This window comes from Sediminibacterium sp. (assembly GCF_051861365.1).
GTDB lineage: Bacteria > Bacteroidota > Bacteroidia > Chitinophagales > Chitinophagaceae > Sediminibacterium.
In genome coordinates, this window is the sequence record NZ_JBHYCW010000014.1 from 57209 (window position 1) to 81592 (window position 24384).

22 protein-coding genes are annotated in these 24384 nt (G+C 39.4%); 11 read left to right on the forward strand and 11 right to left on the reverse strand.

Annotated elements, in window-relative coordinates; all coding sequences use genetic code 11:
* Window position 1: 1 nt before the first annotated feature.
* From ACTIEV_RS08320 to guaA, 6 genes are all read right to left on the reverse strand, one after another.
* The gene (locus tag ACTIEV_RS08320) at window positions 2-2467 is read right to left on the reverse strand and encodes a ligase-associated DNA damage response DEXH box helicase (RefSeq protein ID WP_439516336.1); all 2466 of its coding nucleotides are present in this window, start codon (window positions 2465-2467) and stop codon (window positions 2-4) included.
* On the reverse strand, window positions 2464-4062 hold the full coding sequence (locus tag ACTIEV_RS08325; protein ID WP_439516337.1) for an ATP-dependent DNA ligase: 1599 nt from the start codon (window positions 4060-4062) through the stop codon (window positions 2464-2466). Before ACTIEV_RS08325 ends, ACTIEV_RS08320 begins: the two co-directional genes overlap by 4 nt.
* Window positions 4059-5075, reverse strand: coding sequence for a ligase-associated DNA damage response exonuclease (locus tag ACTIEV_RS08330; RefSeq protein ID WP_439516338.1), 1017 nt, complete (start codon window positions 5073-5075; stop codon window positions 4059-4061). The genes ACTIEV_RS08325 and ACTIEV_RS08330 overlap by 4 nt, the downstream gene beginning before the upstream one ends.
* Window positions 5076-5178: 103 nt before the next feature.
* Window positions 5179-5355 (reverse strand): DUF2256 domain-containing protein, encoded by a 177-nt coding sequence (locus ACTIEV_RS08335; RefSeq protein ID WP_416194692.1) that lies wholly within the window; start codon window positions 5353-5355, stop codon window positions 5179-5181.
* A 36-nt stretch (window positions 5356-5391) separates the two neighbouring features.
* Window positions 5392-6564: an ABC transporter substrate-binding protein gene (locus ACTIEV_RS08340; RefSeq protein ID WP_322197210.1), complete on the reverse strand. Its 1173-nt coding sequence runs from the start codon at window positions 6562-6564 to the stop codon at window positions 5392-5394.
* Between the two features lie 29 nt (window positions 6565-6593).
* A complete protein-coding gene (guaA, locus tag ACTIEV_RS08345) occupies window positions 6594-8129 on the reverse strand; it encodes a glutamine-hydrolyzing GMP synthase (protein WP_439516339.1) in 1536 nt (511 codons plus the stop codon).
* A 118-nt stretch (window positions 8130-8247) separates the two neighbouring features.
* On the opposite strand from guaA, the gene ACTIEV_RS08350 reads away from it, so the two are divergent.
* Window positions 8248-8967: a head GIN domain-containing protein gene (locus tag ACTIEV_RS08350; RefSeq protein WP_439516340.1), complete on the forward strand. Its 720-nt coding sequence runs from the start codon at window positions 8248-8250 to the stop codon at window positions 8965-8967.
* 83 nt (window positions 8968-9050) lie between these two features.
* Window positions 9051-10238: an MFS transporter gene (locus tag ACTIEV_RS08355; protein WP_439516341.1), complete on the forward strand. Its 1188-nt coding sequence runs from the start codon at window positions 9051-9053 to the stop codon at window positions 10236-10238.
* A 50-nt stretch (window positions 10239-10288) separates the two neighbouring features.
* Here ACTIEV_RS08355 and ACTIEV_RS08360 read toward each other — a convergent pair whose 3' ends face one another.
* Window positions 10289-12013: a M14 family metallopeptidase gene (locus ACTIEV_RS08360; protein WP_439516342.1), complete on the reverse strand. Its 1725-nt coding sequence runs from the start codon at window positions 12011-12013 to the stop codon at window positions 10289-10291.
* A gap of 30 nt (window positions 12014-12043) precedes the next feature.
* Here ACTIEV_RS08360 and ACTIEV_RS08365 point away from each other — a divergent pair, with 30 nt between their 5' ends.
* Together ACTIEV_RS08365 and ACTIEV_RS08370 are read left to right on the forward strand one after the other, a co-directional pair.
* Window positions 12044-12724 (forward strand): response regulator transcription factor, encoded by a 681-nt coding sequence (locus ACTIEV_RS08365; protein WP_250687632.1) that lies wholly within the window; start codon window positions 12044-12046, stop codon window positions 12722-12724.
* Between the two features lie 8 nt (window positions 12725-12732).
* On the forward strand, window positions 12733-14106 hold the full coding sequence (locus ACTIEV_RS08370; RefSeq protein WP_439516343.1) for an ATP-binding protein: 1374 nt from the start codon (window positions 12733-12735) through the stop codon (window positions 14104-14106).
* A gap of 50 nt (window positions 14107-14156) precedes the next feature.
* Here the strand turns inward: ACTIEV_RS08370 and rpsT are convergent, their stop codons facing one another.
* Window positions 14157-14411 carry a 30S ribosomal protein S20 gene (gene rpsT / locus ACTIEV_RS08375; protein WP_178887223.1) on the reverse strand — a complete coding sequence of 85 codons (255 nt, stop codon included), beginning with the start codon at window positions 14409-14411 and terminating at the stop codon, window positions 14157-14159.
* Window positions 14412-14650: 239 nt separating this feature from the next.
* On the opposite strand from rpsT, the gene ACTIEV_RS08380 reads away from it, so the two are divergent.
* From ACTIEV_RS08380 to ACTIEV_RS08390, 3 genes are all read left to right on the forward strand, one after another.
* Window positions 14651-17395 carry a 2-oxoglutarate dehydrogenase E1 component gene (locus ACTIEV_RS08380; RefSeq protein WP_439516344.1) on the forward strand — a complete coding sequence of 915 codons (2745 nt, stop codon included), beginning with the start codon at window positions 14651-14653 and terminating at the stop codon, window positions 17393-17395.
* Window positions 17396-17445: 50 nt separating this feature from the next.
* Complete coding sequence (gene odhB / locus ACTIEV_RS08385) at window positions 17446-18663, forward strand: 2-oxoglutarate dehydrogenase complex dihydrolipoyllysine-residue succinyltransferase (protein ID WP_322197203.1); 1218 nt, start codon at window positions 17446-17448, stop codon at window positions 18661-18663.
* Between the two features lie 133 nt (window positions 18664-18796).
* Entirely contained in the window at window positions 18797-19939 is a 1143-nt protein-coding gene (locus ACTIEV_RS08390; protein ID WP_439516345.1) for a hypothetical protein, read from the forward strand.
* On the opposite strand, the gene mnmA is transcribed toward ACTIEV_RS08390, so the two are convergent.
* Both mnmA and ACTIEV_RS08400 read right to left on the reverse strand, forming a co-directional pair.
* Window positions 19936-21045 (reverse strand): tRNA 2-thiouridine(34) synthase MnmA, encoded by a 1110-nt coding sequence (gene mnmA / locus ACTIEV_RS08395; RefSeq protein WP_322197201.1) that lies wholly within the window; start codon window positions 21043-21045, stop codon window positions 19936-19938. The two genes, ACTIEV_RS08390 and mnmA, sit on opposite strands and share 4 nt — an antisense overlap.
* A 96-nt stretch (window positions 21046-21141) precedes the next feature.
* Window positions 21142-21582 carry an aspartyl protease family protein gene (locus ACTIEV_RS08400; protein ID WP_250687638.1) on the reverse strand — a complete coding sequence of 147 codons (441 nt, stop codon included), beginning with the start codon at window positions 21580-21582 and terminating at the stop codon, window positions 21142-21144.
* Between the two features lie 146 nt (window positions 21583-21728).
* Here ACTIEV_RS08400 and ACTIEV_RS08405 point away from each other — a divergent pair, with 146 nt between their 5' ends.
* The 4 genes from ACTIEV_RS08405 (at window position 21729) to ACTIEV_RS08420 (ending at window position 23902) form a co-directional block, all read left to right on the forward strand.
* Window positions 21729-22178 (forward strand): single-stranded DNA-binding protein, encoded by a 450-nt coding sequence (locus ACTIEV_RS08405; protein WP_322197200.1) that lies wholly within the window; start codon window positions 21729-21731, stop codon window positions 22176-22178.
* 466 nt (window positions 22179-22644) lie between these two features.
* On the forward strand, window positions 22645-22950 hold the full coding sequence (locus tag ACTIEV_RS08410; RefSeq protein WP_322197199.1) for a hypothetical protein: 306 nt from the start codon (window positions 22645-22647) through the stop codon (window positions 22948-22950).
* Window positions 22951-23078: 128 nt separating this feature from the next.
* On the forward strand, window positions 23079-23618 hold the full coding sequence (locus ACTIEV_RS08415; RefSeq protein ID WP_439516346.1) for a hypothetical protein: 540 nt from the start codon (window positions 23079-23081) through the stop codon (window positions 23616-23618).
* A gap of 98 nt (window positions 23619-23716) precedes the next feature.
* Entirely contained in the window at window positions 23717-23902 is a 186-nt protein-coding gene (locus ACTIEV_RS08420; RefSeq protein WP_439516347.1) for a histidine kinase, read from the forward strand.
* Between the two features lie 13 nt (window positions 23903-23915).
* Here the strand turns inward: ACTIEV_RS08420 and ACTIEV_RS08425 are convergent.
* Window positions 23916-24384: integrase core domain-containing protein (locus ACTIEV_RS08425; protein WP_439516348.1), on the reverse strand; the 469-nt coding region annotated here is incomplete at its 5' end.

A 24384-nucleotide genomic window follows, 5' to 3' on the forward strand; every position in this document is an offset into this window, starting at 1 on the left:
CCTATTGTAATTGTTGTTGCATTTTTCTAACACGGTCTTCCAATTGTTCGGACGACATGTTCTCACGCATACTGTCTACTTTGATGGGAAAACAGAATGGCGTTAATTGTTGTGGGAATTGAATGATGATCTTGCTTTTCAATATTCTCGATAAAGCATTTCTAAGTCGCACTTCTTCCATTTGTTGATCAAATACTTCTTGATAAGCCTGACGAAGCAATAAATTATCAGGCTCGTAATCTGAAAACACTTTGAACAAAAGCGATGCAGAAGATTGCAAGTGTCTTGCTTTTTTTTGTTCACCTGGGTATCCTTGAAAGATCAATCCCCCGATAACAGCAATATCCCTAAATTTTCTTTTTGCCATTTCTACTGAGTTGACACTCTGTGTAATATCATTCATCAAATTTTCAATACTGAATAGTTCATACACATTACTATCATCTACCGGAATAGGCTGATCGCTTAAAAGTTCAAAGCCATAGTCATTCATAACAAAGGAGAAGGTGATAGGTATTTTTCTGCTGATACGCCAAGCTAATAAAGCCGCCATAGCCTCATGTACCAAACGTCCTTCAAATGGGTACACGAATAAGTGAAATCCATCTTTTGTTTCAATATGCTCTATCAGTAACTCATTTTCTTTGGGTATATGGGATAATGTTTCTTGTAATTCAAACAAGGGTGTGAGTGCTTTTAATTCCGGCTCTTTGGCTTTTTTGGTTAAGGCTACATCTAATGTTTTTCTCAACATCAAGCCCAGATTTGCAGTCAATGGCATTCTTCCACCCATCCAACTGGGTACAATTGACTTTTTTGAGGAGGAAGGTTTTACTGTAACGGTCATTTCTTTTATGCCAATCAATTCCAAATTTCTTCCTGCCAGTGTGAATACTGTGCCGGGCTCTAGTCTACTAATGAACCATTCTTCAATGACACCAATGAATTTTCCATTCATCAGTTTTACTTTTAACATTGCGTCACTAACAATGGTGCCAATATGCATCCGATGACGCATCGCAATTCTTCGACTTTTAATTTTGTACATACCATTCTCTATCTCTACTTTTCGATACTCATCATATTGTTGTAAAGCAGTTCCTCCTTGTGTGATGTGTAAAAGCACTTCTTGCCATTCTTGCTCATTCATGTCACTAAAACAATGTGTTGTTTTAATTTCCTCAAACATTTCAATGGCTTTGAAACCTTCGCTGATAGCTAGTGTGCAGAGATATTGCAGTAATACATCAAAACAAAGCAACAATGGTTCTCTTGTTTCGATGGCTGTTTCACCGATTGCTTTTTTCAAAGCAGCGGCTTCAACAAGTTCGAGTGAATGTGTAGGTAAGAAATAAATTTTACTGATTTCACCCGGCCGATGTCCACTTCTTCCGGCTCTTTGTAAGAACCTCGCTACACCTTTTGGTGATCCCACTTGGATGACCGTGTCAACGGGACGAAAATCAACACCTAAATCTAAGCTCGCTGTACAAACAACTGCTTTTAATTTTTGGGTATGTAAAGCATCTTCTACCCAAAGTCTTAATTCTTGCTCAATACTTCCATGATGCAAGGCAATCGCCCCTGCTAATTGTGGTGCAACATTTAACAAGGTTTGATACCAGGTTTCACTCATTCCTCTGGTATTGATAAAAATTAGTGTGGTATTGCTTTGTTCAATGATGGGAACTACCTTCTCCGCTAATTTGATACCCAGATGCCCTGCCCATGGATATTTTTCAATCTCATCAGGAATCACTGAAAGTACTTCAATGGGTTTATGAATATTGGCTTTAATGATATACCCCTTCGTTTTTGAAGCATACAATAATACTTCCATCGCCTGTTCTAAATTGCCAATAGTGGCACTAATGCCCCATATGGAAAGATGGGTTCCTTTTTGTTTTGATAATGCTACCAAACGTGATACTGCCAGTTCAACCAATATGCCCCTTTTGCCTCCTATTAATTCATGCCATTCATCTATAGCAATGAGTGAAAGCGATTTGAATGTTTCAGGATATCCTTTTTGTGCAAGTAACAGATGTAAACTTTCCGGAGTTATGATCAATACTTCAGGCATATTTCTTTTTTGTTTTTGCCTTTCTGAAGTATCAGTATCTCCATTTCTAATACCTACTTGCCAGGATATACCTATTTCATGGATCGCTTCTTCCATGGCCCTTCCAATGTCTTTGGCGAGCGCACGTAGAGGAGTAACCCATAATAATTGAAGTCCATTTTTCTTTGATGATCTGAATGTTTCGGGATGTTGGTTGATGAATTGAATAACAGCACCCAGAAATACAGAAAAAGTTTTACCGCAACCGGTGGGTGCATTCACCAAACCCGAATGATGTTGGAAAATATGTTCCCATGTTTCAGCCTGGAATGCAAACGGACTGTATCCTTTCGAGGATAGCCAATTTGTTACCACTTTATATCCATGCGTTTCTGTAATATTCATTTCCCATACACAGCCAACAGCTGCTTTAGATCATCTAATGTATTGATTTCATCAGGCTTTTTATCTGTTCTCCATCTGTTAATTCTGGGAAAACGTAAAGCGACGCCGCTTTTATGTCTACTAGAAGCAGCAATTCCTTCAAAAGCGATTTCAAAAACCAGTTCCGGTTTTACGGTTCTTACAGGTCCAAACTTTTCTATTGAATTGTTTTTTACAAAAGCATCTACTTGTGCAAATTCTTTATCGGTAAGTCCCGAATAGGCTTTGGTAAAACTCACTAGTTTGTCTCCATTTTTTACCGCAAAAGTATAATCGGTATAAAGATTGCTTCTGCGACCATGTCCTTTCTGTGCATAGATCATCACCGCATCAATAGTTAATGGATCTATTTTCCATTTCCACCAATCTCCGGTTTTTCTTCCTACTTGATAAGGTCCTTTTTTTCTTTTAAGCATCAATCCTTCAGCATGTTTCTCCCGTGCATTTTCTCGAGCGGTAATGAGTTCATTCCAGTTATTGAAACGAATTGACGGTGATAAAAATATATTGGGTTGATATTGAATCGAAGTGATAAGATCTTCTAACAATGCTCTTCTTTCATCAGTAGTAACATGTCTGATATCTTTTCCTTCCCACTCTAAGAGATCGTATGCAAAAAAAGCAATGGGAGCTTCTACTAATTGTTTTTTTGTAATGGTCTTCCTGCCGATTCTGGTTTGTAAAACACTAAAGGGAAGTGGTTGTCCGTCTTTGGCCGGCATGATCTCTCCGTCTAAGACTGTTCCATCCGGTATGGAATCAATAAAAGAGAGGTATTCGGGAAATTTATCGGTCATGAGTTCTTCACCGCGACTCCAAACATAGTGTGTGTCATTTCTTTTAATGATTTGTCCTCGAATACCATCCCATTTCCACTCCGCCTGCCATTCAGAGGGGTCGCCTAACTCATGCAGTTCGCCATCAAGTGCATGCGCTAAGTAGAAAGGATAGGGTTTAGAGTCATCGTTATTACCATGGTCATGTAATAATAATTGATCAAAAGAAATTATTTGAGGGTCCCAATTACCGCTGATTTTATGTGCTACCAAAGAAGCATCTTGTTTCGTAGCTTTTGCTAAAGCATTCACCATCATTTTTTGCGAAACCCCAATCCTAAATCCGCCAGTGATCAGCTTATTAAATACAAAAAGTTGATCTCTTTCCAACTCTTGCCATACTTGTGTGATGAATTTCTTTTTTTGTTCTTCATCTTCATTTTGAAGTTGAATTAATCTTTCAATATAATAGTGTAGTGGTAAGTTTTCTGTTGTGGATGATGTGGGTGGAAGTAAGAGTCCGATTGTTTCTGCGAGATCGCCCACTGTATGATAACATTCTTCGAAAAGCCATTCTTGTAAATCTGTTGATTCAATACACCATTGTTTTAACTGCGAAGTGGAAATTGTTCTTTTTGGTCTTCTGCCACTAAAAATAGCTATCACCCAAACCCTGTCTTTTGGATCTGCGGTTGAAAAATAATGAGATAAGGCGTGTAGTTTTTCGAGCGTACCGGTAGCATTACCCAATAACTGAACCAATGAAGCAAAGGCTTTCATAACTCATCAGCATTTTCTGTGAGCGATATTGTTTCTTCTTCACCATAAGCTGTTTTTACCTCTGCTGCTTCGATACCTTTTTCATTCAAGTACCTGCTTAATACAGATTGAAATCCATGGGTCACAAAAACTTTGGTGGCGCCGGTTGCTTCAATGGCACTGAGTAATCCTTTCCAATCCGCATGATCACTAAGTGCAAAACCCGCATCGGTATTATTTCTTCTGAAGTTGCCACGAACCTGCATCCATCCACTGCAAACTGCTGTAGAATAAGGCTGAAATCTTTTCATCCAGGTACTTTCAATAGCGCCGGGTGGGGCAATGACTACCGATGAACGAAATTTTTCCTTAGGAATATCAGGTGTCACTTTCTGCACATTCGGTAAACGAATACCATAATCCTGCAATGTTTTATGCGTGTTCCAGATAGCACCGTGTACGAATATATTTTGTGTTACAGGTGTAATAGCTTGTAGTATTCTTTGTGCTTTTCCTAAACTATAAGCAATTAATACACTGGTTTTTCCTTCTTGCCGGTTATTTGTTATCCATTTACCGATCTTGTTAAACATGGTTTCCTGTGGCTCCCACTGGTAAATCGGAAGTGCAAAAGTGGATTCTGTCAAAAATGTATGACAACGAATCGGCTCAAAACTTCCACTAATGCCATCCGGTTCTGTTTTATAATCTCCACTTACAACATACACTTCTCCCTTGTACTCAATTCTTATTTGCGAAGAACCAATAATATGTCCGGCAGGATGTAGTGATATTTTCACTCCGTTTTTATAAACCGCTTCACCCCAAGCAACAGATTGCGCTTGTATTTTCCCCAATCTCAAACGAAGAATCGGTAAAGTATCGTGATGGCAGAGATAGTGCCCCGATCCCCATCTTGCATGATCACTATGTGCGTGGGTAATAATAGCATGATCAACAGGACGCCAGGGATCAATATAAAATTGTCCTGCTTCACAATAGAGACCTTGATCTGTAAATGTTATAAGTGCCATGATGAGATGTAAGCTTCAAGCCACAAGCCTCAAGCTACAAGTCTTACTTTGAATATTTATCAAAAAAATTATCAAAAAAATATCTTCTTGCAGCCTGTGGCTTTCAACTCTTTCCTTGTAGCCTGTTGCTTGAAGCTTGTGGCTTTCTTCTGCATCTATCAGAGCAGTACCTAACCTCCTCCCATACCTTTTCCCATTTTTTACGCCAGGAGAAAGGTCGTTGGCAGGTGACACATATCTTTGAGGGTAAGGAAGATTTGTTGCCTTTGAAATCTTTCATGCAGTCTTAACAAGTAGACCAATATTTTGTTGGCATTTAGTTGACTGAACGAATCTGACCATCCATTTTTCGGATAAAATACAATTTTTTGTTCTCCAGATAATCTACAGCGTTGGGGTTATTGCTGTAAGGTTTTACAGGCTGTAGATCAAACTCGTTAAAAAGCTTCAAACTTTTATCAGATAAATTTTTCATCAGAGAACCCTCATGCTTAATCAGTAGTTTGGTAAAACGATACATGGCTTCAAATCCTTTAAAAACCATATCGCTGGGTCTACCGGAAAATTTGTTTCGATAGGTATTGGTAATATCCAATCCAATCTTATCTGTTCTAATGAAATGATACGGTGTGGTATATACGATCTCTACGTTTCTATCAATACCCCTCAAAGCATCCCATGTAGGCATTCCAATGGCGATACTCCTATATTTTTTTGATTCGCTTAATGATTTTACAAGATTGATTCCGAAAACTTCATTCAATGTACCACAGATCACAATATTTTGACGACTACTATCTAAATAGCTGATAACCTGGCTTGTGGTAAAGCTGTCTGTCAGCTCAACAGTTTTGATTTTTAAGGGAACTGATGTTGAACTCCTAGCAATCTCTGCAAAACTGTTCTGAATCATATCTTCTACTACACCTTTTCTTCTGAACATCGTCATAGTGCTGGTAGGGTATACTCTTTGCAAATAACTATAGATACCTTCCAGATGTGTTCTTAGTGTTGGATTGATCAGAATGAAATAGGGATTTTCAGTAATCCCTGCGTCATTTGGATAAGTAGCTGAGATGAGTGGTATTTCATGTTCCAAGGCAAAATCAGCCAAGGGCTTGATCTCATTTCTATTATTGAAAGAAGCAATGATCAATGAAACATCTGCAAGTGAGGAATCAAGGATCACGTTTTGAGTGCTGCCTTTCATACTTTTTGAATCGTAGAAAACGACTTCAATCGGTAATTTTTCTGCGTTGAGGGAATCAACGGCTAACATGATACCATTGTAAAAATCGAGACCCGGCATCATATAGCGAGGAAGTATCTGGTTACCAAGACGATAGTCGCCATCCTGTGTATAAGCCGAGTCAAGGTATACAGGTGCAAATACCGCTACTTTCCAAACTTTTGGTTGTTCTTGAGCAGAAGCAGAATAGTGACTGATCAGAATGATGAATACAAGTATGAACTTTCTAAGTATACGCATAAGTGATCTTAACTATTCAAAAATAATGCCTATTCCCACTCAATGGTTGCAGGAGGTTTACTGCTGATGTCATACACCACTCTATTAATACCTCGAACGTTATTGATGATCTCATTGGAAACATGTGCCAGGAATTCATAAGGTAAATGGGCCCAATCGGCTGTCATGCCATCAACAGAAGTAACAGCTCTAAGGGCAACTGTGAATTCATAAGTACGTTCATCACCCATTACACCGACACTTTTAACAGGTAATAAAATGGCTCCGGCTTGCCACACTTGCGAATAAAGACCATGAGACTTCAATGCCTTGATATAAATATCATCAGCCGCTTGGAGTAGGGTTACTTTTTCAGCTGTTACTTCTCCCAAAATTCTGATGGCTAAACCCGGTCCGGGGAACGGATGACGATTGATCATATCCGCAGGGATACCCAATTCCAATCCTACTTTTCTCACTTCATCTTTAAAAAGATAACGCAAAGGTTCCACCAGATCTAAATGCATGGTATCCGGTAAGCCTCCTACATTATGATGCGATTTGATGGTTTGAGATGGACCATGTACACTCACACTTTCAATCACATCAGGATAAATAGTGCCCTGTCCGAGAAACTTTACACCGGCTACTTTTTTTGATTCTTCCTGAAATACATCAATGAATAATCGACCAATAACTTTTCTTTTCGCTTCAGGATCGGTTTTGTCTTTGAACTCATCATAGAAGCGCTGACTGGCATCTATACCAGTAACATTTAGTCCAATCGTTTTATAAGTATCTAAAACTTGTTGGAATTCATCTTTTCTCAACACGCCATTGTCTACAAATATTCCATGCAATCGATTACCAATGGCTTTGCTGATCAATGTAGCAGCCACCGTACTATCTACACCACCACTCAGCGCCATGATCACATGATGGTCGCCAATCTGTTCTTTCAGTTGTTCCACTGTTTCATGAACAAATGAAGCCGGCGTCCAGTCTTGTGTGCAACCACAGATGTTGACTAAAAAGTTGCGGATGATTTTTTTGCCTTCCGTTGAGTGGTATACTTCCGGGTGAAATTGTATGCCGTATAAGGGAAAGGTATCTGTAGTATTTTTTTTGAATGCAGCCACAGGAATACTTTCTGTTACTGCAGTGATTTCAAAGCCATCAGGTAGCGCAACAATCGAGTCACTATGACTCATCCATACTTGTGATCCATTAGCCACACCCATCAATAATTGGTCTTCTTTTAGCACTTCCATCTTTGCACGACCATATTCTCTTTTATTTGATTTATCTACACGTCCTCCAAAATTCTTAGCCGTCAGTTGTGCCCCATAACAAACTCCCAATACAGGTAATTGGCTGATCATATTGGCGATATCAACATTGGGAGCATTCTCTTCATTGACGCTGAAAGGAGAACCACTTAGAATGATACCTTTTAAGCCTTTTTCATATTGAAAGGGCTTATGAAAAGGGATGATCTCACAATACACATTGGCTTCACGAACAGCCCTAGCTATCAGTTGGGTATACTGACTACCGAAGTCAAGAATGAGGATTTTTTCTGTCATGGCGCGAAGGTAAATGAAATTTGGTGGTCTTGGGAGCGTATAAATGGTCATAAAATCCACAGGAATGGTGATGGATTCAGGGTCCTTTTTGATAATTTCGAAGTCTTAAACCAACAACATGAGAATTTTTTTCATCACAGTGGCCATTGTTTCCCTGCTCGGTTCCTGTGTATTTATCGGGTCAAAACGAGTGAAAGGGAATGGAAATGTTACTGTTGAGGAAAGATCGGGACTTACCGCAGAGAGAATTCATTTAAAAGGTTTTATGGATGTTGAACTTACCCAAGGAGAGGGAACAATAGTAAAAGTAGAAGCTGACGAAAATCTTCAGGAATATATTATTACAGAAATGGAGGGAGATGAACTAGTAGTAAAGATGAGAGGAAATATCAACTTTATAACCAGTGAAAAACTGAAAGTATATATCACCACTCCTAAACTCGAGCAGTTAAAGTTATCAGGTTCAGGAAGCATTATTGGCATGAATAAATTTACCGGATCTGATCGGTTGAAAGTAAGTGTTTCCGGGGTGGGCGATCTGCGTTTAGAAACCAATACCCCCGAACTGGATGCGAAAATCAGCGGTAGTGGGTCTCTTGTACTTTCAGGTGAAACCCGCGATGCGAAAATTCAAATCAGTGGTATAGGAGATTGTAATGCAGAAGAGCTGAAGGCTGAGAATGCTTCTGTAAAGATATCAGGCGGTGGAGATGTCAAAATATTTGCAGATAATAAATTGGATGTCTCCATTAGTGGTATTGGATCAGTTTATTACAAAGGAGAAGCAGTAGTATCCCAAAAAGTAAGTGGTAGCGGAGAAGTGAAAAAGCTGCAGTAATAAATTAAAAAAGGTAACTCAATCGGGTTACCTTTTTTATGTAAGGTTATTAACCTTATTCCCGGAATTTTTAAAAGCTGATTATGAATTGGAAAGAAAGGATTTTATTGATCTTACTGGCAAGCGTCAACTTTACACATATTCTCGATTTCATGGTGATGATGCCATTGGGTAATTTTTTGATGCCTTATTTTAATATTACACCCGGACAATTCAGCGTGATCGTAGCTTCTTATAGCATAAGTGCTGCTGTATCAGGCTTTGCTGCTGCCTTTTATGTAGATGGCTACGATAGAAAAAAAGTATTGCTATTTGGCTATATCGGATTTACGATTGGTACGCTTTGCTGCGGTATCGCTCCTTCTTATCTGTTATTGTTACTTGCAAGAATCACTGCCGGTTTGTTTGGTGGATTGATCGGTGCACAGGTATTGAGTATCGTGGCTGATAGTTTCCCTTACGAGAAAAGGGGACAAGCCATGGGTATATTATTCTCTGCTTTTTCTTTGGCTTCCATTGTAGGTGTTCCTTCTGCTTTGTATTTGGCCGGATGGTTAGGATGGCATTCACCCTTCTTATCCATTGGAGGTTTGGGTATCATTATAACAGTACTGTTGATGCGTTACCTGCCTTCCATGTCTTCCCATATTCATGGGCAAAGGGTAAAGCCCATCGTGATGCTAAAAAATGTGATGACCAGTAGAATGCAGTTGGTGGCATTGGGTTTATCTGCTGCATTGATGCTGGGGCATTTTCTGATCATCCCTTTTTTGAATCCCTATATGGAATTCAATGTAGGATTTACAGATACACAACGTAATATGATCTATATGGTAGGAGGTATCGCTACTTTCATTACTTCTCCATTCATAGGTAAGATGGCCGATAAATATGGAAAGCATAATACTTTCATGTTCTTTGCATTGGTATCGCTTATTCCCATATTCCTGATCACCAATATGCCTGCTATCAAATATTACTACGTGTTGATAGTAACCGGGGTCTGGTTTGTATTAAGCACAGGTAGAGGTATTCCTGCACAAGCTATTATCAGTAATGTGGTACCGGCAGAGCAAAGAGGTAGTTTCATGAGCTTTAATGGTTCTATTCAACAATTATTCTCAGGAATTGCCTCACTCATTGCAGGAATGATCGTCATCAGCAAACCTGATCATACCATTGTTCATTACTCTTGGGTAGGTTATCTCAGCATAGTGATTGTACTTTTTTCAGTTTTTGTTGCGAAGAAGTTGAAGGGATACGAGCAGTAGTCGATAGACCATAGTCGATAGTCCATGGACCATGGTCTATCGACTATGGTCTACTCCAACCTAAACACCGGATACCTCATATGTGCAGGCTCATAGTAAGGTGATTTCTTATATACAAAATCTAGTTGTGCATTGGCGGATGCAGCAAACTTTTCATCTGTTTTCTTTTTGGCTTCGAGTTCGGCTCTGAGTTCAGGATGTGCTTGTAAATACGTAGCTGCAACATCTTCCCATCTGTAATTACTATAGCCTTCTTTTTGTTGGAGGATGGCATCAAAAAAATTCCAGGAGAAATAGCTGTCATCGGTTCCAATTTCCAGGGTTTCAATCAGGAATCGGTCGGCAGGTTGTCCGGTATTAATAACGTAATCTCCTTTTAGAAAACGGATATTTTCTTTTTGTTGTGATACACGGATGCCTGACTGGCGATAATGTTTTTCAAATGATCTGGTAGCTGTTCTGTAATCCGTGATTCTAGATACTTCCACTTCAATTATTGTATCTTTCTTCAGTCTTTGCATTTCTACGTTGTTGATGGCTAATCTGTCAATTACTTCATGCCATCCTTGTGGAATGATATAGGCTTTAGGTTTACTCACCAATTGTTCGCCTGTGAAATAGTTATAGTACCTGATTTCCTTGGTATATGGCTTTGATCGGTCATAATACATCCTGTTCATTCCGGTTACTTCACTGATTTTTTGAGCAGAAGTATATCCCATGAATTTGATTTGATCGAATCGAGTGGTATCTACTCGATAGGTTTGTGGAAATTCCTGTTGCTGTTTTACAGCTTCAATGGCTTTTTTTCTGGTTGCTTTAATAGCCACAACTTGTTTGGATCCTTCTTCGAGAAATGTTTGCATCAAATCATAAGTACTTTTCACGCGCTGGTCATAGGGTTTCAGCATATGTGTCTCAGGCATAAAGGCCATTGTCTGAAACAAAGCAGCATAACCGCTGCTGTACCTAGGTGCATCATAAAAAGCAGTCCAGTTTCTTTCCGGATTTCCTCCTTCAAAACTTACATACGGAATCAGGTTCCAGTTTTTCTGTTCCATTCCTTTGTACAAGGAAGGCTCAAAAACATCATGTAGATAAGCACCCATAATTGGGCCCAACTTATTATGTTGTGATGTCAGTAATGTCATGGTGTGTTGGTAGTCGGCACCATCACTCACATGGTTGTCTACCAATATATCCGGATTCAAGTAATGAAAAATCTTTGCAAACGCTTTGGCATTGCGACTATCGTTTTTAATAAAATCACGATTCAGATCAAGGTTCTGAGCATTGCCTCTAAAGCCATAGCTTTCCGGTCCATTTTGATTGACCCTGGAAAAGGAATTTCTGTTTAAACTTCCGCCAATGTTATAAACAGGAATGATTCCTAATACTACATTATCAGGAGCTTTGATTTTACCCGTGGCCAAGTCTCTTAAAAACATCATGCTGGCATCAATACCATCCGGTTCTCCGGGATGAATGCCATTGTTGATCATGATCACCAGTTTATTTTTTTTATGCCAGATGGAAGGGTCATGGGTTTTATCATTGCTGAACAGCACCAGATGTAAGGGATATCCAGCGTCTGTAAGTCCAAATTCTTTAATCTGGATGGTAGGAAAAGCAGCATCCAATGCTGTATAGTAGCGTATACATTCTTCATAGGTAACGGTCTGTTTACCTGCTGATTGTTCAAAAACTGTTTGCCATTTCTGTGCAAATAATTGTTGAAACATAAATAGTTGTAGGAGAAGCAGTAATTTTTTCATTATTTTCAATTTGAAAATTTATTCAAAGTAATGGAAAACCCGCATAGTATTCTACTGGTTGAAGATGAAGCCAAACTTGGTCCAATTATCAGGGATGAACTCAGGCGTCAAGGATACTTGGTAGATCTGGCAATAGACGGAAAAGAAGCAGAAGAGGCATTTCAAAACAAATTATATTCAATTGTTTTACTCGATGTAAATCTTCCCTACAAAAGCGGACTGGAGCTCTGCAAAGAATTCAGGGCGGCTAATAAAACGATTCCTATTATCATGTTGACTGCCATTGGTCAAATACAGGACAAAGTAGAAGCATTTGATCTGGGAGCGGATGATTATCTCGTAAAACCTTTCCATTTTGAAGAATTATTTGTTCGAGTTAAAGCCCTGCTCAAAAGAACAGATAAAGGACAGGAAGATGAAAAAATCATTGTCGATGATCTTACGATTGATATGAAAAATAAGTCGGTAGTAAGGGCAGGTATGAATATTAATCTTACAGCTAAAGAGTTTACATTACTTACTTTGTTGGCGCGAAACCGAGAGAGGGTGATTTCCAAACAAGAAATTCTGGAAAAAGTATGGGACCTCACATTTGATACAGGTACCAATACCATTGAGGTGTATATCAGTTTTCTTCGGAATAAAATTGATAAGCCTTTTGAGCATAAACTGATCCATACCAAACCCGGATTTGGTTATTACATCAAATAAATACCAGGATGAGTTTCAAACTCCGTTTTGCCCTTCGTTTTACAGCCGTAGTGGCATTCATCTTGCTGAGTTGCTTTATCGCTATTTATTTTTTGTATGCCAACTTCCGTCAAGAAGAATTTACTAAGAGATTACATCATGAAGGAGAGGAGTTCTATGGTTTTTATCAAAAACAAATTCAGTATAAATCACCGGTAGAGTTGGTTTTTTTTAATGAGATCCAGAAGAATATTCTTGCAGGAGAAGAAATTGTGATATTGGATTCCATACAAAAAGCCATATTTACCTACCCTACCACGATACAGCTAGCCCCCTATCAAAAAATGATCAATGATCTTCAAGCCAATAAGGAACTTGAACGGATGATAGGAGAGAGATTTTATGCCAACGTATATTTCCCATCTGACAAAGTGAATGTTCTGATTTCAGGTATTGATCTGGTGGGACAGCAACAATTATCTAGATTAATTTGGATTTTGGCTTTAGGGTTTACACTGGCATTATTGGTAACGGCTATTCTTTCTTATTGGTTGAGCAGGTCGTTCACCGCACCACTGCTTGAACTGGGTAAACAAATGGGTGATATTACTGGTAGTGACTTGAAGAAAAGAATTCCGGAAAATGCTCAAATCGCAGAAGTTAATTTGATCGCAGGAAAATTTAATGCGATGCTTGCTAGACTGGAAAAGACATTTGAGTTTCAACGAAGTTTTGTTCATCACGCTTCACATGAATTGAGGACACCATTGGCAACCATGTTATCTCATACTGAGTCGGCTTTAAAAAATCAATTGAGTGAAGAGGAATATAGAACTGTATTGGCTTCCTTGCAACAGGATCAAGAACGTATGATTGAACTCACCAATTCACTCTTACTGATCTCTCAATTTGAACAACAAAGTTTTGATAAAGCATGGCCTGTTTGCAGGGTAGATGAGATATTATATGATAAGATCAGTATCAGCGTGAAAATGTTCCCCGATATAGGTATATCATTGGTTTTTAAGAATACACCTTCATCAGATAGCGACCTGAATGTTCGAGGTAATGAAGCCTTACTAAAATCAATGTTCAGTAATCTTATTCGGAATGGCTATCTCTATTCCATGAATAAAAAAGTAGAGATCATACTCGAATTTGTTCAAAACGATATTCTGGTGCATGTGGAGACAAGAGGAGAGCATCTCAGTGAAGAAGAGCGAGAAAAAATAATGATTCCTTTTTTCAGGGGGCAGCAAGCACGTCAAAAAGCTTCCGGTGTGGGATTGGGATTAACCATTGTGCATCGTATCCTGAATATGCATAAAGGCAGTTTGACCTATACGCCCATGCCCAATCAGATAAATCGGTTTACTGTTACGCTACCAAAAGCTACCCCATAAAAAAACCAGCCTATGGCTGGTTTACTATTTTCTAACGAAAAGCTTAATAATTAAGCAGTTACGTTTGCTTTCTTTGCTAATTTGCTCTTCAGGTTAGCAGCTTTGTTTTTGTGGATGATACCACGTTTTGCTAACTTATCGATCATAGAAATAACGTTAGGCAGCTCTTCGGTATACGCTTTCACGTCAGTACCGGCTTTCAAGTCACGGATGGCGTTACGGGTAGTTTTACCATAATAACGGTTACGATCGCGACGCTTAGCAGCTTGTCTCACATCTTTCTTAGTAGCTGAATGATTTGCCATTGTTCTTTTTTTTCAGGACGGCAAAGGTAAGGACTTGAAACCAAAAGAGGAAATTTTTATAAAAAAAACTCCAAGAAGCCTCATTTTGAGCTCCATACACCCTGCAACTTGCCCACCGGTACCTTGATTCTTGTGCCGAAGTACTCAATAGATTTTCGTCAAAATTTAGACATTTTTTCTGCCTTCAATGACCGATATTTGCCAACCTGTTTATCAAACCAGTTGTACAATCTTTACACATGAAGGATTTTTCGTATATCACAAACTCCCATCCTGCATACATCGAGAGTCTTTATCAGGAATTTGTTCAGAATCCTGAGTCTGTTGATCCGGACTTAAAAAAGTTTTTCGAAGGTTTTGATTTTGCTGTGTCCAATGCTTCCGGCACTGTTGTGAGTAGCAATGGTCAAATCACAGCGGCGGAGAGTATTGACTGGATGAAGGAGATCAAAGTGTATCGATTGATCCTCGGATATCGTAACAAAGGTCATCTGATTGCTAAAACCAATCCAATTCGTCAGCGTAAAGACAGAGGGGCTAATCTTGATCTTTCATTCTTTGGTCTTTCAGAAGCGGATTTGAATACTACCTATCAGGCAGGTAATCTGATTGGATTGGGAGCTACTACATTAAAAAATATTTTACAGCACCTCAATAACTGTTATGCTTCGAATGTAGGAATTGAATTCAAGTACATCAGTGATCAGAAAAAAATTGATTGGCTGACCCGTGAAATGGAGCAGCAGTTTGTACAGCCACTTTCACTTGATAAGAAAAAGCGTGTGCTTGAAAAACTGAACCAAGGGGTAATGTTTGAAAAATTCTTGCACACAAAGTATATCGGACAAAAACGTTTCTCATTAGAAGGTGGTGAGACTACGATTGCAGCATTGGATGCCATTATCAATGTAGCAGCCAATCATGAAGTGCAGGAAGTAGTGATTGGAATGGCGCATCGTGGACGTTTGAACGTATTGGCGAATATCATGGGTAAAACCTATGAACAAATATTCAGTGAGTTTGAAGGAACCGCTGTAATGGATCAAACCATGGGCAGTGGAGACGTGAAATACCATATGGGTTATGGAAGTGAAATTCAGACACCTGATCAAAAGACCATTCACTTAAAACTCATGCCTAATCCTTCACATTTGGAAGCAGTAGATCCGGTAGTAGTAGGTTTTGCCAGAGCAAAGGCAGATGTATTGTATAACAGCGATTTTGATAAAATACTTCCCATACTCATTCATGGTGATGCATCGGTTGCCGGACAAGGTATTGTGTATGAAGTGTTGCAAATGAGTAATCTGCGTGGTTATTATACAGGTGGAACCATTCACTATGTCATCAATAACCAGATCGGATTTACGACAGACTTTGATGATGCAAGAAGTGCTGATTATTGTACATCGATTGCATCGATGGTGCAGGCACCTGTATTGCATGTAAATGGAGATGATGCAGAATCTGTGGTAAAATGTGCAGAGATCGCAACACGTTATCGTCAGGAGTTCAACTCGGATATTTTCATTGACATGGTTTGTTACCGCAAACATGGACACAATGAAGGAGATGATCCCAAGTATACCCAGCCACAGTTGTATGCGCTGATTGATAAACACCAGAATCCGCGCGAGATCTATACGCAATATTTGATACAGAACGGAGAACCGGACGCACAGCAATTGGCCAAAGAAATGGAGAAAAAATTCTGGGCCGATTTACAAGAGCGTTTGGATGAAGTGAAACAAAATCCGCTTCCTTACAAATACCAAACCCCTGAATTGGTTTGGAAAAGTATGCGCAAAGCCACAGAAGAAGATTTTGATCAGTCGCCTGTTACAGCCGTTCCCCAAGAACAGATCCAGCAAATGTTTGGTAAGTTGATGAGCTGGCCTGCTGAATTCAAACCACTGAAGAAAGTAGAGAAGTTATTGCAGGATAAAACAAAATTGCTGGAGACAGAACACAAAATAGACTGGGCTACAGCTGAATTGTTGGCATACGGCTCTATTTTAATGGATGGGAATATCGTTCGTATGAGCGGACAAGATGTTCAGAGAGGAACATTCAGTCATCGACATGCGATTCTGCGTGATGAGAATACCAATAAAGGTTACAATCGTTTGAATCACTTTACCGAAAACCAAGAGTCATTCCGTATCTATAATTCTTTGTTGAGTGAATATGGTGTTTTAGGTTTTGAATATGGTTATGCGATGGCGAACCCCAATGCATTGGTCATTTGGGAAGCGCAGTTTGGAGATTTCTGTAATGGTGCACAAACCATGATCGACCAGTTTATTGCTGCAGGTGAACAAAAATGGCAGCGTCAAAATGGAGTGGTGATGTTATTACCACACGGTTATGAAGGACAGGGCCCTGAACATAGTAGTGCAAGACTGGAACGTTTTCTGCAAATGTGTGCAGAATTGAATATGGTCATTACCAATATCACAACTGCATCGAACCTATTCCATGCATTCCGTAGACAACTGGCTTGGAATTTCCGTAAGCCGATGATCAATTTTTCACCGAAAGCTAATCTTAGAAATCCGGCAACTTATAGCAGCATTACTGAGTTATCGGAAGGCGGTTTCAAGGAAGTCATTGACGATGTATTCGTTGAGAATCCAACGCAAGTGAAAAAAGTGTTGTTGTGTACCGGAAAACTATTCTTTGAGATGTCTGATAAACAGCAAAAAGAAAACAGAAAAGATATTGCGATCGTTCGTTTGGAGCAATTATATCCATTGCCACAAAAGCAATTGGAAGCATTGCACAAGAAATACAATAAAGCTACCTGGTTCTGGGTTCAGGAAGAGCCATTGAATATGGGAGCAGCATCATTCCTTCAAATGAATTTAAAAAATATCAATTTTGGAGTGATCAGCCGTAATGCAAGTGCTGCAACAGCTACAGGTTATGCAAAAGTGCATGCAGCAGAGCAAGCAGAGATCATCAATACAGCATTTGATATTTAAATAATTGAATTACAACCTTATCATTATAAAGTAATAAACAGGTATCCCCGATGATTGAGATAAAAGTACCAACAGTAGGAGAGTCCATTAACGAAGTAACCTTGTTAAAGTGGACGAAAAAAGACGGCGAGTGGGTTGAGCGTGATGAAGTGATCGCTGAATTGGAAAGTGAGAAAGCCACTTTTGAAGTAAATGCGGAACAAGCAGGTATACTTACCACTGTGGGTAAAGAAGGCGACACACTCAATATCGGAGATGTGCTGGCAAAAATTGATGAAACTGTAGCTAAGCCGGAAGGCGCCGCTGCTCCTGCACCCAAAGAAGCGGCAACAGCAGTGCCTGTGAAAAATGAAGCGCCAGTAACAGCTGTGTCTAATGATATCAAAGCAACACCTGTTGCTTCAGCTATTATCGCTGATAAAAAAGTAGATCCTTCTAATATCAAACCAACGGGTGCCGGAGGAAAGATTGTAAAGCACGATGTATTGGAAGCTTTGGCCAATCCGGGTAAAAAAGCATTTTCGGGCGGAGAGTTATACAGCAGAAATATACGTCAGGAGAAGATGAGCAATCTTCGTAAAACCATCAGCAAACGTTTGGTGGAGGCCAAGAATACAACAGCGATGCTCACCACTTTTAATGAAGTGGATATGACACGCATCATGGACGTGCGTAAACAATACAAAGACAAGTTTAAAGAACTGCATGGTGTGAACCTCGGTTTCATGAGCTTCTTTGCAAAAGCTTGTGCTATTGCATTAGGTGAATGGCCATCTGTAAATGCGTACATTGATGGAGACCAATTGGTATACCATGATTATGCGGATATCAGTATCGCTGTTAGTACTCCACGTGGATTAACAGTACCTGTTATGCGTAATGTAGAAAGTCTAAGCATGGCTGATATCGAAAAGAAAGTAGTGGAATTAGCAGGTAAGGCCCGCGACAGCAAACTAACAGCCGAAGAATTACAAGGAGGAACATTTACCATCACCAATGGAGGTGTATTTGGCAGTTTAATGAGTACTCCTATCATCAATATCCCACAAAGTGCAATTCTTGGAATGCACAAAATCCAGGAAAGACCAATGGCTATAAACGGACAAGTGGTGGTTCGTCCGATGATGTATTTAGCCCTGAGTTATGATCACCGCATCATTGACGGACGTGAAAGCGTTAGCTTCCTTGTACGAGTAAAGGAACTGCTTGAAAATCCTGAATTGTTGCTCTTCGGGAAAGACCCGGTGAAAACATTACTGGAAGTATAGTTTTCGAAAATTTAATGTAAATTCATTAAGGCACATCTGGAAACAGAGCTCGCTTGAAACGAGGTATGTTTCCAGGTGCGCTGATGTAACCTCATACCCTATGATGCGATTCCAGTCATACTTCAATACTGCCGTGTCCCTAATTCAAGGGTATAATGGATCGCAGCCTTTGGTACATTATCTGAAAGCATATTTTGCCCAAGAAAAAAAACATGGGGCTAAGGATAGAAAATACATCACTCACCTTTGTTATAGTTACTATCGGCTCGGACATGCACTAAAAGAGTTAACGATAAAAGAGCGATTGAAAATCGCCCTATTCTTTGCAGAAAAAACACCCGGGTATTGGTCCGGCTTGTATAAACCTGAATGGATAAAAAATTGGAATGCAGATTTAGAGCAAAGAGTCGGTTTTATTGAACAACTCTATCCTGTTTTTAGCATCCAGCATATTTATCCATGGAAAGAGGAAATGAGTGAAGGAGTAGAACTTCCTGAATTAAGCATTGGTGAGTTTACACAACCTGATCTTTTTATTCGTGTGAGACCCGGATTTGAAACTGTTGTCCGAACAAAACTGAGTGATGCAGCCATTCCTTTTCAGGAATTATCTGATGCTACACTGGCATTATCCAATGGAACAAAACTGGATACCATTCTTGAGATCGATAAGGAAGTAGTGATACAGGATTTGAATTCCCAAAGAGTAAAATTATTATTACCGGCACAGCTACCATCACCTGTTCGGGTTTGGGATTGTTGTGCTGCCAGTGGGGGTAAATCTATTTTAGTGTATGATCACTTGCGAGATGTGTCACTAACTGTATCAGATGCCAGGATTTCTATTCTCCACAATCTGAAGCAACGATTTGAAAGAGCAGGTATTGATCAGTATGATGCTTTTATTGCAGATTTATCAGTCTCCACTTTTACTTATACCGGTGAACCTTATGATCTAGTCATTTGTGATGCACCCTGTACCGGCAGTGGTACATGGTCAAGAACACCGGAGCAACTTGCTTTTTTCAGTACCGATAAAATAACATTGTACACAGCACTGCAAAGAAAGATCACGCAGAATGTGGCAACAACAATACAACCCGGCGGATATCTGTTGTATATCACCTGTTCTTTGTTCAGAAGAGAAAATGAAGAGATCGTAAAACAATTACTAGAACAGAATCATTCGCTTGAATTGGTTGTGCAGCAACTGATGACAGGGTATCATCAAAAATCGGATACGATGTTTGCAGCTTTGTTAAGAAGAAAGCATTAAAGTGCAATCAAATCACCCCGCTGAATAATCCCACCACCAATCACATCATTCCCTTCATAGAATACGGCACTTTGTCCGGGAGCAATGCTTTTTACATTTTCGTAAAAGCGAACGCGAATTCCATTTTCATGGTTGTATAAGTTGGCAAGTGCACCCTGATCTTTGTAACGGATTTTCGCCATTACTTCCATTCCATCAGAGATACCATCGTATTTGATCCAATTCATTTTGGTGACCAACATATCATTTTGTTCCAAGTCTTCTTCATCGCCTAGTACAACTGTATTTGTATCAGGATCGATAGCCGTTACATATGCAGGTTTCCCCAAAGCAATATCTAGACCTTTTCGTTGACCAATGGTATAAAAAGGATAGCCTTTATGCTGCCCCAATTTTTTCCCGTTTTTATCTATAAACCATCCGCCGTTCACTTTTTCTTCCAGTCCATCTACATTTCTTTTTAAGAAACCACGATAATCGTTATCGGGAACAAAACATATTTCATAGCTCTCGCTTTTTTTAGCGAGTTCGGGATAGCCCAGATCCATGGCCATTTGGCGAATATCTTTTTTGTGGTATTTACCTAAAGGCATGATGGTTCTACTGAGCAGTTCCTGATCCAGTCCCCACAATACATAACTCTGGTCCTTGGTAGCGTCCAAGCCTTTGCTGATCACATAGCGGTCGTTGGTATGTTGTCTGATTTCTGCATAATGCCCTGTTGCGATAAAATCACAATTCAAAGCATTGGCTCTTTTGAGTAAGGCGCGCCATTTAATATGCGTATTGCACATGACACATGGATTGGGTGTACGTCCTGCAAGATATTCCTCCACAAAATTTTCAATCACAAAATCTCCAAACTCTTCACGGATATCAAGAATGAAATGGGGGAATCCATGATGTACTGCTGCCTGACGGGCATCGTTGAAAGAATCAATATTGCAGCAACCTGTTTCTTTAGAGCTGGTGCCACTGCTGGCATAATCCCATGTTTTCATGGTAATACCTACCACTTCATATCCTTCATTATGGAGCATGAGTGCCGTAACGGTACTATCTATACCGCCACTCATCGCCACCAACACTTTTCCTTTACGGCTCATGTAATTTGAATTAGTCTGCAAAAATACAGTAAGCGCCGGAATTCAGGGGTGTGTAGCGGCTTTTCAGTGCCAAACGGGGTTTCGAATAACGAAAAATCACAGGTCTACCGCCATTAACTTAAAAGTGTCGCTCCACCCGTCATACACAAAACTGCAATACCGAAGCACATCTCTGCCGATAATACCGTCATAGGGGGCATTGCTGTAATCGCCTTCTACCAGATCAATCGGTAAGGCTTTTTCCCTGAAAATGGGTAGGTAAAGGATCGCACGAAATAGTTTGAGTTCATATCGTCCTCCTGCACCATCAACTGTAGCATCATCACGATATCGATTCAATTGTAGGCGTTCGATGATGGATTTGTCTAGTCCGGAAATATTCGAACCGGTATCTATCAATAAGCGGGTGGTGATATAAGTATGGAATCCATTGAAGTTTTTGACATTCAAAAAAGTTTCTTCATCCGTATGAATTTCAGCTTCAACGATAGGGCCGTGATCTTGTAAGGTTGGAATGGTTAATTGTAATCCCTGCATATGGTAAACAATTTATCATCAGGTATTGATAATTGGAAAGCTTGTTAAACCAAATTCCTTACCTGATTAAACAACGTTGAAAATTTGCGGTAAATACGGTATCCACGATTAGTCATTTTGCCGATATTTACCGAAACTATTAAGCTATGATAAAATTATTGGTGATCGGCAATCTGGGAAAAGATGCCATTTTGAACAATGTGAACGGAAAGAATGTGATCAATTTTACGGTAGCACATACTGAAAAATATAAAGATGCTCAGGGTGTACAAAAAGACCGCACCGTATGGGTGGATTGTTCTTATTGGACAGACCGCACAGGTGTAGTTCCATACCTGAAAAAAGGAACGCAAGTGTATGTAGAGGGTAATCCGGATGTGAGAACCTATACTACTCAAGATGGTAGAAACGGAGCTTCTCTTACTTTGCGGGTGTTGAGTATTCAATTGATAGGAACCAAAGGGGGTGAAGGAGCTAGTGGCAACCCCGCCTCCGGTAACAGTGGTTATACACCACAAACACCTGCCTATGGAGGTCAACCGGTCGTATCCTCACCCAATGAATTAACAGAGCCCATGGATGATTTGCCGTTCTAATCAAACCAAGTCACATAATTTATCAAGAGGTTGTATCAAAAATCGGATGCAGCCTCTTTGTTTTATCATCGACTACGGACCATAAGCCATGAACCATACGCGACCAACCCAATCTCAAGTTGCTTATTTCACTTCTGAGGCACCCAATTTATATGTTCAATTAATTTAATTTATTGATTATTTGGTAGTTATCATGCAAAAAAACGTAGAGATACGCTCATTTTGCGTAGTTCTACGTAGTGCTATTTTTTAACTATGGAATAATATTGTATTGAAAGAGTGCTTCTATTTCTTCCAGGACATCAGAAGAATACTCATCAACTAACAGGATATTATTGAAATACCGGCTAACTGTTTATGACATCAAACCGGGCATTTCAAGAGCGGGTCGGTTCATGGGGGGATCAGCCCGCTCCTGTTTTATCTACTCTTCCCATATATTTACAAATCATAGTAATTAGAGAAAATGCAACACTTAATTTCCTTACAGGAAGCTATTGATATGACTGCTCGATACCAAGCAGATGTTCCCGCAGGTATGGTGAACTCAGAAACATTTCATAAAGAAGCAGTCTCAGCCTTATTAAGTCAACCCGGATGTGTATCTCTTAGAGTTTATTATGGTAAACAAACAGATGATACGATCCATACGATATTAGTGGGCGTTGATGAACAAGGGGCAGACATGATTCAAACATCCGATCTTATTTTAGAGGAGGGTGCCCGCTGCCCACCGTTTTGTCCTCCTATGTCTTCACCATTGAACGGTTAATTTGAATGGCAGACCAGATCAGACAAATAATATCGTACGGTTTAGTAATTGTGATGGCCTTAGGGGTAATATATGCCATCATCCGCAAAAAAAGGATGGGGGTCTATTATAGACCGTTTTACGTCTATATGATTGTGGCATTTGTATTTGAATTATTGATTAAGACTATTATTCACTTAGGCTATAAAAGTCCACTCATCAGCAATTGCTATGTTTTAATTGAATTTCCCATTTTTTTATGGCTCTTTTATAATTGGAGTTCCCGAAACAATAAGATTTTTTTCATTGGACTATTTCTAGCCGGTGTAGTGATCTGGATATTTGATAATCTGATCCTGAACAGTATCTTTCAAATAAATTCTTATTATAGGATTTATTATTCTGCAGTACTTATTCTTTGTTCTATCAATCAACTCAACAAAGTGATTTTTCAGGATGATATTACGCTCTGGAAAAATGCCGTTTTTTTGATCTGTGTCACTTCAATTGTTTATTATAGTTATCGTATTTTTATTGAGAGTTTATTCCTTTTTCAACAGGAATTCAGTAATGATTTCTTTAGAGGAGTATATTATATCATGGTTATTGTGAATTTTTTAGCACATTTGGTATATACATTAGCAGTACTATGTATTCCAGCGAAGCAAGAATTTACCTTACGATACTGATTACCACCCTGATAATTGGTACGATTCTCGCCTTTTTTCTTGTGACCGTTATTCGACAACATAAAAAAAGGTCAAGGCAATACGAGGACCGATTACGAATGGAAGTTGAATTGCTTGAAGCCGAAAGAGGGCGTATCGCTTCTGATCTTCATGATGATCTGGGTCCGCTATTATCTGTCATCAAAATGAATCTCCATTTATTGGATACAAAAGATAAAAATGATTTGATGATATTGGGTAAAACATCTACCCATATTGATCATACAGCTGTAAGCTCCCCATAATTTAGTGCCACGTTTAGTTAGAGTTTTCTAAGGTAATATTTTTCTGTTTTTCCTCCCATTTGTTTGCATATCGTATTGGTGATAAATAGCCCAATGACTTATGCGGTCTCTCGGTATTGTAATCCATTCTCCATTCTTCTGTTTGTTCCCTTACCTCCGATAAACGATAAAACAGGTAAGCATTTAATACTTCTCTTCTGATACTTCCATTTTTTCTTTCGATGTATGCATTTTGGGTAGGTTTCCCCGGTTGAATAAATTGAATCGTTATCTGTCTACGCTCATCACTGCACCATTCTTCTAGCTTATGACTGATAAATTCAGGACCATTGTCGCAACGGATATTTGCAGGTTTACCCCTTTGTGCAATCAGTCTTTCCAGCACTCTGATTACCCTAAGAGACGGCAATGACGTATCTACTTCAATAGCCAATGATTCTCTGTTAAAATCGTCCATTACATTGAACAAACGGAACCTTCTT

Coding starts and splice junctions, on each gene's coding strand:
- ACTIEV_RS08320 (WP_439516336.1), bottom strand. CDS start 2,467: ATGAATATTACAGAAACGCATGGATATAAAGTGGTAACAAATTGGCTA.
- ACTIEV_RS08325 (WP_439516337.1), bottom strand. CDS start 4,062: ATGAAAGCCTTTGCTTCATTGGTTCAGTTATTGGGTAATGCTACCGGT.
- ACTIEV_RS08330 (WP_439516338.1), bottom strand. CDS start 5,075: ATGGCACTTATAACATTTACAGATCAAGGTCTCTATTGTGAAGCAGGA.
- ACTIEV_RS08335 (WP_416194692.1), bottom strand. CDS start 5,355: ATGAAAGATTTCAAAGGCAACAAATCTTCCTTACCCTCAAAGATATGT.
- ACTIEV_RS08340 (WP_322197210.1), bottom strand. CDS start 6,564: ATGCGTATACTTAGAAAGTTCATACTTGTATTCATCATTCTGATCAGT.
- guaA (WP_439516339.1), bottom strand. CDS start 8,129: ATGACAGAAAAAATCCTCATTCTTGACTTCGGTAGTCAGTATACCCAA.
- ACTIEV_RS08350 (WP_439516340.1), top strand. CDS start 8,248: ATGAGAATTTTTTTCATCACAGTGGCCATTGTTTCCCTGCTCGGTTCC.
- ACTIEV_RS08355 (WP_439516341.1), top strand. CDS start 9,051: ATGAATTGGAAAGAAAGGATTTTATTGATCTTACTGGCAAGCGTCAAC.
- ACTIEV_RS08360 (WP_439516342.1), bottom strand. CDS start 12,013: ATGAAAAAATTACTGCTTCTCCTACAACTATTTATGTTTCAACAATTA.
- ACTIEV_RS08365 (WP_250687632.1), top strand. CDS start 12,044: ATGGAAAACCCGCATAGTATTCTACTGGTTGAAGATGAAGCCAAACTT.
- ACTIEV_RS08370 (WP_439516343.1), top strand. CDS start 12,733: ATGAGTTTCAAACTCCGTTTTGCCCTTCGTTTTACAGCCGTAGTGGCA.
- rpsT (WP_178887223.1), bottom strand. CDS start 14,411: ATGGCAAATCATTCAGCTACTAAGAAAGATGTGAGACAAGCTGCTAAG.
- ACTIEV_RS08380 (WP_439516344.1), top strand. CDS start 14,651: ATGAAGGATTTTTCGTATATCACAAACTCCCATCCTGCATACATCGAG.
- odhB (WP_322197203.1), top strand. CDS start 17,446: ATGATTGAGATAAAAGTACCAACAGTAGGAGAGTCCATTAACGAAGTA.
- mnmA (WP_322197201.1), bottom strand. CDS start 21,045: ATGAGCCGTAAAGGAAAAGTGTTGGTGGCGATGAGTGGCGGTATAGAT.
- ACTIEV_RS08400 (WP_250687638.1), bottom strand. CDS start 21,582: ATGCAGGGATTACAATTAACCATTCCAACCTTACAAGATCACGGCCCT.
- ACTIEV_RS08405 (WP_322197200.1), top strand. CDS start 21,729: ATGATAAAATTATTGGTGATCGGCAATCTGGGAAAAGATGCCATTTTG.
- ACTIEV_RS08410 (WP_322197199.1), top strand. CDS start 22,645: ATGCAACACTTAATTTCCTTACAGGAAGCTATTGATATGACTGCTCGA.
- ACTIEV_RS08415 (WP_439516346.1), top strand. CDS start 23,079: ATGATTGTGGCATTTGTATTTGAATTATTGATTAAGACTATTATTCAC.
- ACTIEV_RS08420 (WP_439516347.1), top strand. CDS start 23,717: ATGGAAGTTGAATTGCTTGAAGCCGAAAGAGGGCGTATCGCTTCTGAT.